5 protein-coding genes are annotated in these 6,000 nt (G+C 29.9%); all 5 read left to right on the top strand.

Going from position 1 to position 6,000, the window contains the following annotated elements; all coding sequences use genetic code 11:
- The first annotated feature begins 318 nt into the window (after positions 1-318).
- Positions 319-516, top strand: coding sequence for a DUF975 family protein (locus H8911_RS07140; protein WP_255466317.1), 198 nt, complete (start codon positions 319-321; stop codon positions 514-516).
- 210 nt (positions 517-726) lie between these two features.
- On the top strand, positions 727-2,352 hold the full coding sequence (locus tag H8911_RS07135; protein ID WP_186999163.1) for an ABC transporter ATP-binding protein: 1,626 nt from the start codon (positions 727-729) through the stop codon (positions 2,350-2,352).
- 400 nt (positions 2,353-2,752) lie between these two features.
- Complete coding sequence (locus H8911_RS07130; protein ID WP_186999162.1) at positions 2,753-3,628, top strand: ABC transporter ATP-binding protein; 876 nt, start codon at positions 2,753-2,755, stop codon at positions 3,626-3,628.
- The gene (locus H8911_RS07125; protein ID WP_186999161.1) at positions 3,625-4,698 is read left to right on the top strand and encodes an ABC-2 family transporter permease; all 1,074 of its coding nucleotides are present in this window, start codon (positions 3,625-3,627) and stop codon (positions 4,696-4,698) included. The genes H8911_RS07130 and H8911_RS07125 overlap by 4 nt, the downstream gene beginning before the upstream one ends.
- Positions 4,699-5,985, top strand: a complete 1,287-nt coding sequence (locus H8911_RS07120; protein ID WP_186999160.1) for a hypothetical protein — start codon at positions 4,699-4,701, stop codon at positions 5,983-5,985.
- Positions 5,986-6,000 lie beyond the last annotated feature (15 nt).

Genomic DNA, 6,000 nt, shown 5'->3' with positions numbered 1-6,000 from the left:
TTAGTTTTTCAGGGATATCAATTGTTATCTTTCGGTGATTGGATAAAGGAATTTAGTGTATAGTATAACTTTACATTATTTTATGATTGACGTTTAACATTTAATTGATTTTTTAATGTGTGATATGTTATATAGCTAAAATATATAAGACTGGATGAAATTGCACTACAAATCAAAGTCCAAAAGGTAAACGTAAAACCAAGACAGTAAATCAAGACGTTGTGAAAGAAAAAGGACTCATGTCTTACCCCGGGAGGTCTTATGGACAGGGAATTCTAGTAAACTTTAAAATCAGTGATAGTACCCTTGTAGCGAAAAATGATGACTGGACAAAAGATGAATCTATTTGTCTTAGATTTATCTTTTCTAGGATGGTATTTTCTAGGTTTTCTTTGCTTTGGAATTGGAGCATTGTTTGTGAAGCCATATGATGTAGCTGCGTTTACAGAGGTTTATTTGATTCTAAAAGAATCTGTAAAGAAGGATGAGTGTGTAACGGATATTCAAAGTGATTAGAAATGAAAAACCTCTATTGATTAATATAACAATATAAATCTATGATGGATAATAAAAGAGTATCACTTTTTGTGGGTGATACTTTTTTGATTGTCTGATATGCATTTGTATGGTAGTGAAAATAATGAAAAACAATTGAAAATGAAGTAAAAAGGTTTACAATATTAGACATATAGAAAGATTCACTGAGAGTATAAAAGAGGTTCAATTATGATTAGATATATAAAAAAGAATAAAATATTATTTTGCTTTACGCTGATTATCAATTTATTAACATGTTTAACACCTCTATTTTTAGCCTATATTATTGAAAATGTTTCTGGCATTTTTTTAAATCAAGATGAATCTAAAATAACTGTGAGCTTATGGCTGATCGTAGCTTTTATGATTTATCAAGCTTTGTTTTCATATTTGAATTCTAGATATAAAGCAAAATATAGACAGAAATTAAGGGCAGACTTATCCAAAGATATTTATCGTAGTATATTTAATCAAAATCATAATGAATTTTATGAGAACTCAATCGGATCATATTTATCTTTATTTACAAATGATGTAAAAATGGTTGATGATAATTATTTCTTTCCTTTTTTGTCAATGATTACTCAATGCGTTGTGTTTTTGTGTATTTGTTTTTATTTAATACATGTAAACTGGACTGTCTTTTTTATGATGAATTTGATAGCTATATTTACGATAGCCGTTCCACGTCTGTTTGCGAAGATATTAAAGAAATCATCTAATCAATTATCTGAACAAAGCCAAGAATATAATTCAAAATTGAGAGAGTTATTTCAATGTTTCGATATCATTCAAGATTATCGTGTTCTACCACATTATATTCGTAAAGGTGAAGAGAATATTGATAATTATGAGAATAAATGTTTCCACTTTAATTTCTTTACTCAGTTAAATACAACATATGCCAATTCCGTAGCGGTAATTGGACAAATGTTTTTTATTTTAGCATTAGCAATATTGAGTTCAAATGGATATTTTAGTGCTACATATTTCATGTCTGTGGTGACACTTTCAAATAATTTTATTGATTGTTTGTATACTATGGCCTCATATTATGGAAATTTTGTGGCTATTAAAGGCATTAATGATAGATTGATTAGAATGATTGATAAGAAAGAAACCGAGAAAGCACTTCTTATTTCAGAAAATCAAAATAAAGTTTGTTTTGAACATGTGAGTTTCGGATTTCCAAACAAAGAATCTATATTCAAGGATTTTTCTTTCCAATTTGATAAAGGAAAAAAATATGCGATTGTTGGAGACAGTGGATCAGGAAAGTCGACTTTATTAAAATTGATTTTAGGTTATTATTCAATTCAAAAAGGAAGAATCATTTCATTTGACAAAGAACCGGTAATCATTCGGCAAGAAGAACATTTATTTTCAGGAACTATTCGAGAAAATTTGTGTTTAGGAGAAAATTTTTCTGAAGAAGATTTGAAAAGTGCAATGGAATTTGCGAATATTTCAGATTTAGATTTGAATCGATTTGTTTCTGAAGATGCAGGCAATTTATCAGGAGGACAAATCCAAAGAATATCTATAGCAAGAGCAAAACTACATTGTCACAATTTATTGTTGTGTGATGAGATTACATCAAGTCTTGACAGTATTAATACTGAAAAAATTGAAAGTAATATTATAGAATTGACCGATAAAACCATAATTTATGTAACGCATAAGATTCATAAGAAAATGCTACAGGGATTTGATGATATATTGGTTTTATCACATGGTAAACTTGTAGAACATGGATCATTTGAAGATTTACTTAGCAAGAAGAATTATTTTTACCATTTATTTATGAATCAGTAATGGATTGAATTATTACTGAATATTCCATGGTGACAGAGACACCCAATCCACGAAGGGAGCCATTTCAACTTATGAAATGACTCTCTTTTTTATTATTCGATTTTTGAATGATCTTCTTGAAAAAAATTTACCTTTTGAAATTGTATAAGATGTTTTTTTAATATGGTCAAGAATGGTGTCGGTGAGCGGTCTGAGTTTATTTTGGACATGTTAAATCATAAAAAAAGTTATTGAACAAATAAACTACAGGTGATATATAATATGTAAAGAGTTACAGTAAACAACGATACGCTTACATTACTATGTAAAATAGTTACAGTTAATCTATAAATATACATAGTTACTGGTTACTTGATCGTGTATGATGTGCTGTTACTAAAAAGAAAGTTGGATGAGAAAGATGAAAAATGTAGTTGAGGTGAAAAATGTAATTAAGAGTTTCAAAGATAAAATTGTATTAAATCATGTTTCTTTTAATATGAAACCTGGTGAAATAGTTGGCTTTGTTGGACAAAATGGTGCAGGGAAAAGCACAGTAATGAAATGTATGTGTAATTTGATAAATATGGATGAAGGAACTATTTCTATATGCGGAGAAGATGTAGTTAAACAAAGGGAAAAAGCATTATCATATGTTTCGTGTATGATTGAAGGTCCTGGATTATTTGAAAATATGACAGGTAAAGAAAATCTGGAATTAATGGTCACTTTAAATCATGCTTCAAAAGAAAAGCTGCATGAAATGATGGAGTTTACTCAGATTGGTTCTCAACTGAAAACTAAGGCAGTATCCCAATATTCCATGGGCATGAAACAAAGAACAGGTTTAGCTGTGGCTTTAATGAAAGAACCTAAAGTATTGTTACTAGATGAACCAATGAATGGACTGGATGCTACAGGGATTCAAGGCTTACGCGAAGAATTGATACGTTTGGCCAAGGAAAAGAATGTAGCTTTACTAATTTCAAGTCATCAGTTAGGTGAAATTGAAAAGATGGCAGATCGAATCATAGGTATCCATTTTGGGAAAATCAAAGAGATTTCCATGGAAGAAAAAGAAAATGTATATGTATTAGAAACGGATAGAAAAATACCAGATCAATCAGACTTGCAAATCATAGAACAAACAGGAAACACCTATAAATTAGAAGTAAATTCTGTTATGGAAGTACTTTCAAATTTAGAAAAGCAAGGGGTTCAAGTGAAGAATATTACTCAAATACACAAAACATTAGAAGATGTATACAATGAGTTTATTCAAGAGGCATCATTATGATGTATGAACTTAAAAAGTTTATCTTTAATAAACGAAATGCCGGTGTATTTGGATTTCTTGTATTCTTTCTTATTTGTTTTATTAGTTATAACGTATACATGGATAAGCATTATAATGAATCTCAAATCAAAATCTACCAAAAGGCCTATCGAGTTTCTGAAAACAGAATGGATGAAGCAGGAAGTGAAGAAGAGTCTGAATTTTGGGAAAAGGTTTATCGCAATGCGAGTGGTCTGATCCGCTTTTACTACAACAGTGAAAATAAGACAGATGAATTTATTGAATCAAAATTGAGCTGGAATCATTTGATGTTGCAGGCAAATAATGAGGGGTATATCATCAATGATTTTGAGAAAAGAGATGTTCAAACTTTGCAGAATGAAACAAAGCAGTTGAAATATCTAAAGAAGAATCATATTGAAATGTTGAATAGTCCATATGAACCTAATACTTTTAATATATTCAACGAATTGTTTAATCAAAAATTGTATTTAGTAGTCATGCTGATTCTATGCATATTATTATGCGATATATTCGGTTTGGAAATGGAAAGTGGATTTTATAAAAACTTATATGTTTCAAGAATTTCAAAGCAAAAAATATTGTTGAATAAGATAAAGTTTTCATTGTTTGCAGCAACTTTTTTGATAATAGTGATGCTTTTGATTATCGTTCTTTCTGGATTGATTTTTGGGATTGGAAATTGTGATTATCCGTACTTTTACTTTAATCAGATGTATACAGTGAAAGAAATTGTTGCAAAAAGTATTATTCTATTAGTTGTAGAAAGTATATTTGTGGTCGGTATATCTGCATTGTTATTTACATTCAGTTTAAATAATGGATTTATTGTAGCTGTAAATCTAATTCTATATGCACTTTTCTTTGTCTTAGGAAATGTAACAGGCTATTCTAGATTCTTTGTGTATATTCCATTTTTACATATTGATTTTGTGAACCTAATTATTTATAAGCAGGTTGTCTTGGCTGCTATTATAAGCTTGATGTATTTTCTGTCTTGTAGTTTGATTTCATTACAATGTTTCAAAAAAAGAGAGTTGGTGAGATAAATGTGGACTTATGTGCTTTTCAATATCAAATCTAATTTAAAAAGAAAAGAAAATCTAATTCTAGTGGTACTATTCATCATTTGTGAGATTGCTTTGTTGTTTATTTTGAATACAAAATCATTTACAGAAAGTCCATATCAAACATCACTAGGCATTAGTATAGCAAGTGTTTTACAAAAGAATGATCCCAAACTTTACCAAGAATTTATGGATGAAGTAAATTTGATACGTCAGACTATTGATAAGGGTGAGCAGGATGGAAAAGAAAAAAATTGGAAGTCATATTGTGAATATAAAGTAAAGGTGAGCGTGTTGGAAGCACAGTGGTATATGGTGACTTCAAACATGCCTAATGATTCCTATTTTGAACATGCAGATGTTCTAGAAGAATTAAGGAAGGAATATGGATTACCTGATTTGTCGCAATACGAGAAATTAATTGTACAAAAATCAAATAATGATATTAATTTATATTTTTGTTCAATGCAGCAGGCTCGTTACTTTGACTACTTGCTAAAACATGATCTTACTCCAATAACATATTCATATGTGGATGCATCCAGTGTTTCACTACAGATAGCTCGATATATATTGCCTGTAGTTTTACCTTTGCTGGTTGGACTTCTATTGTTTCAACAAAGAGAAAGACGAGCAAAGACAGAAAAAACAATTCTAACTATTTCTGGAGTAAAGAAAAAATATGTGAGATGGAATTTGATTTCTGACGTGCTTTTTGTTCTATTGGTTGTTTTCTTGCCTATTTTAGTTTATATGATAGTTCTTGTACCTTTTAAAGGTGTATCGAATCTGATCTATCCGGTTTTATATTATAAGCCAGGATTTACTGGTTTTCATTATTGGGATACACAAGGATTGGATCATATTGAGCTTGTGGCAAGTGGACTAACGAATATGAGTGTTAATCAGTTTACAACGCCAGGAATGGAATTGATGCCATTGTGGCAATGTACACTATTTGTAACATTTGGACTTGTGCTGTCTACAACGTTTTATGTCCTACTCATAACTGTATTATCTAAACTTATGAAAAACAAATACTTATCTTTGCTTGTATTTTTAGTTGTCTTGGGTCTTTGTTCTTTTGCATCGCCATTAGGAAACATGCAGAAGATCAATACATTCAATCCAATGTCATACAGAGATTTTGGAATGAACCTATTAGGTACTAGTTATTTTGGATATTTTGCAGGAATTGTAATTGTTGGACTATATAGTGTGATTTTGTATTTAGTTTCGAAGTGGTGTGCTAAGAAAGTACGCGTTTAATATATCATGATGAAA

Source organism: Holdemanella hominis, from assembly GCF_014306155.1.
Classification (GTDB): domain Bacteria; phylum Bacillota_I; class Bacilli_A; order Erysipelotrichales; family Erysipelotrichaceae; genus Holdemanella; species Holdemanella hominis.
Note: the sequence above shows the minus strand (reverse complement) of the source record. Positions and strands in the feature narration are given on the sequence as shown.

Bases quoted from the DNA above. Each gene is read 5' to 3' on its own strand.
- H8911_RS07140 (WP_255466317.1), top strand. From the start codon at position 319: ATGATGACTGGACAAAAGATGAATCTATTTGTCTTAGATTTATCTTTT.
- H8911_RS07135 (WP_186999163.1), top strand. From the start codon at position 727: ATGATTAGATATATAAAAAAGAATAAAATATTATTTTGCTTTACGCTG.
- H8911_RS07130 (WP_186999162.1), top strand. From the start codon at position 2,753: ATGAAAAATGTAGTTGAGGTGAAAAATGTAATTAAGAGTTTCAAAGAT.
- H8911_RS07125 (WP_186999161.1), top strand. From the start codon at position 3,625: ATGATGTATGAACTTAAAAAGTTTATCTTTAATAAACGAAATGCCGGT.
- H8911_RS07120 (WP_186999160.1), top strand. From the start codon at position 4,699: ATGTGGACTTATGTGCTTTTCAATATCAAATCTAATTTAAAAAGAAAA.